The 2,144-nt window shown below is 40.5% G+C and carries 5 protein-coding genes; all 5 read left to right on the top strand.

Features of this window, described 5'->3' with window-relative positions; all coding sequences use genetic code 11:
• The first annotated feature begins 95 nt into the window (after positions 1-95).
• The 5 genes from PGR14_RS15910 (at position 96) to PGR14_RS15890 (ending at position 2,027) form a co-directional block, all read left to right on the top strand.
• Entirely contained in the window at positions 96-425 is a 330-nt protein-coding gene (locus PGR14_RS15910; RefSeq protein WP_005608366.1) for a DUF6442 family protein, read from the top strand.
• The gene (locus PGR14_RS15905) at positions 422-628 is read left to right on the top strand and encodes a helix-turn-helix transcriptional regulator (RefSeq protein WP_003865061.1); all 207 of its coding nucleotides are present in this window, start codon (positions 422-424) and stop codon (positions 626-628) included. The genes PGR14_RS15910 and PGR14_RS15905 overlap by 4 nt, the downstream gene beginning before the upstream one ends.
• A gap of 9 nt (positions 629-637) precedes the next feature.
• Positions 638-940, top strand: a complete 303-nt coding sequence (locus tag PGR14_RS15900; RefSeq protein ID WP_008372645.1) for a hypothetical protein — start codon at positions 638-640, stop codon at positions 938-940.
• Between the two features lie 19 nt (positions 941-959).
• On the top strand, positions 960-1,757 hold the full coding sequence (locus tag PGR14_RS15895; RefSeq protein WP_227219045.1) for a YhfC family intramembrane metalloprotease: 798 nt from the start codon (positions 960-962) through the stop codon (positions 1,755-1,757).
• 78 nt (positions 1,758-1,835) lie between these two features.
• Positions 1,836-2,027, top strand: coding sequence for a YdbC family protein (locus PGR14_RS15890; protein ID WP_055249572.1), 192 nt, complete (start codon positions 1,836-1,838; stop codon positions 2,025-2,027).
• The last annotated feature ends 117 nt before the right edge of the window (positions 2,028-2,144 follow it).

Raw genomic sequence — 2,144 nt, 5'->3', positions numbered from 1 at the left:
ATCGGTTGTAACTTTTTTATGAACTCTATTGACAAGAAAACTTGGCATGTGTATAATTAAAATATGCAAAGAAAACTTGGCATGGAGGTGTTTTTATGAAAAAGGACGAAATCTTAAATGCAAGCAGAAAAGAACATCGCAATAAGGACTTGGCTGAAATGGAAGTGGTATATCAAGCCGGAAGTCACGCAAGTAGAGTTGGTGCTTTAGTGTGTTGTTTGCTTTCGCTGTTATCTTCTGTGCTTGCTCATACTATGATTTACAGTCCGTGGGTTATATACTTCAGCATTATTGCAACACAATGGTTAGTTCGTTTTATCAAAATGAAGCGAAAGAGCGATTTAGTCTTGACTGTTCTGTTTTTTGTGCTTTCCATTTTGGCATTTGTTGGATTTGTTAGCCACCTTTTAGAGGTGAGAATATGAAAGAACAATTACAACTGAAAAATCACTTAAAGGAAGTTCGCACAGAAGCAAATCTTTCTCAAGCTCAGCTTGCAGAAATGGTAGGGGTATCAAGAAATACCATTAGTTCTATTGAAACAGGACAGTTTAATCCAACTGCAAAATTGGCTCTAATTCTTTGTATTGCATTGGACAAAAAATTTGAGGAACTATTCTATTTTTAGGAGGTCATTATGGAAAATATTATAATGTTGATTTTGGGAGTGTTCATATCTGTTTTGGGAATTGTAAATATCAAAGGCAATATCAGCACAATTCACTCTTATAACAGGCGAAAAGTAAAGGAAGAAGATATACCAAAGTATGGAAAAACAGTCGGCACAGGAACGCTGATTATAGGAATATCTCTTGTATTAGGTTTTATTGTTTCGTTTTGGAGTGAAATAATTATAGATTATATCATTCTTCCAGCAGTTATTGTCGGATTAGGCTTTATATTGTATGGACAGTTCAAATACAATAAAGGAATTTTTTGAGAATCAGGGAGGTATAAAGATGGAATTGAACACAATATCAGGTCTGGCGATAGCGGGAGTTATCTGCTCCGTTGTCCTCTCGATGGGGGTACCGATTGCTTTGTTCATTGCAGGAAGGGTGAAGCTTAAGGCAAGGATTTCCTCGTTCTTTATCGGAGCAGGAACCTATCTGCTGTTTGCCATGCTGTTGGAGCAGCTGCTGCATGTTCTTGTCATTCAGTTCTGCGGACTGAACGCACAGAGCAGGCCATGGCTTTACTATGTGTACGCGGCTTTGGCTGCAGCGGTTTTTGAAGAGACCGGAAGACTGATTGCCATGAAGTTCTGGATGAAGAAATGGCTGGATTTTCCAAATGCACTGATGTATGGAATCGGGCATGGCGGTGTGGAGGCCATTCTGATCGGAGGACTCTCCGGAATCAGCAATCTTGTGTCCATGCTGATGATCAACAGCGGAGCCATGCAGAATACGCTGGCGGCACTTCCTGCTGAGTCTGCAAACCAGACCGTGTCACAGCTGTCGGCCTTATGGACAACACCGGCACCACTCTTTTTTGTAAGCGGAATCGAAAGAATCAGTGCCATCATTCTGCATATCGGGTTGTCACTGCTGATCTACCGGGCGGTAAAGGCAGGCAAATGCAGGACAGCGGCTTTTACAGCGGTTCTTGCATATGGGATTCATTTTATCGTGGACTTCTTTGCCGTGGCAGGTCCGGCGCTTCTTCCCATCTATGTGATTGAAATTGGTGTCTTTGTGATGGCAGCCGGAACTCTTGTTATGGCGCTGAAGATGGGAAGGATGGAAGAACTGTGAATTCCAGTTTTCTGCTATCATAAAACAGAATATATCTGACAGAACGCACCGTAGAAATACGGTGTTTTTTGTTACCCAATAGGAATACTTTCAGAAAGTGCCAAAGGTTGGAAAAAAGAATTAAATATGATTTCATGGAATGGAGCTGCAGAAAAATATGATATTCGTGACTGGGCACCAGAACATGAAAAAATGGGAAAAGGAATTACTTTATCTCAAGAAGAGGCAGAAGCTCTGTATGAGTTACTGGGTAAAACTCTAAAAAAATAGTTGTAATTAAATAAGCCAAAGACGTTTGATTGGGTGAACAGTTAAATGTCTTTGGCTTACGGTGACATTTTTGGAAATGTGGAATGCAGTAAGCGATAAGGATGCTAATGATTCTGA

The organism is Coprococcus sp. AF99-45 (assembly GCF_027663865.1).
Taxonomy (GTDB): domain Bacteria; phylum Bacillota; class Clostridia; order Lachnospirales; family Lachnospiraceae; genus Allocoprococcus; species Allocoprococcus comes.
This window is presented reverse-complemented; position numbering and strand designations above follow the sequence as displayed.

Coding starts and splice junctions, on each gene's coding strand:
- PGR14_RS15900 (WP_008372645.1), top strand. CDS start 638: ATGGAAAATATTATAATGTTGATTTTGGGAGTGTTCATATCTGTTTTG.
- PGR14_RS15905 (WP_003865061.1), top strand. CDS start 422: ATGAAAGAACAATTACAACTGAAAAATCACTTAAAGGAAGTTCGCACA.
- PGR14_RS15895 (WP_227219045.1), top strand. CDS start 960: ATGGAATTGAACACAATATCAGGTCTGGCGATAGCGGGAGTTATCTGC.
- PGR14_RS15910 (WP_005608366.1), top strand. CDS start 96: ATGAAAAAGGACGAAATCTTAAATGCAAGCAGAAAAGAACATCGCAAT.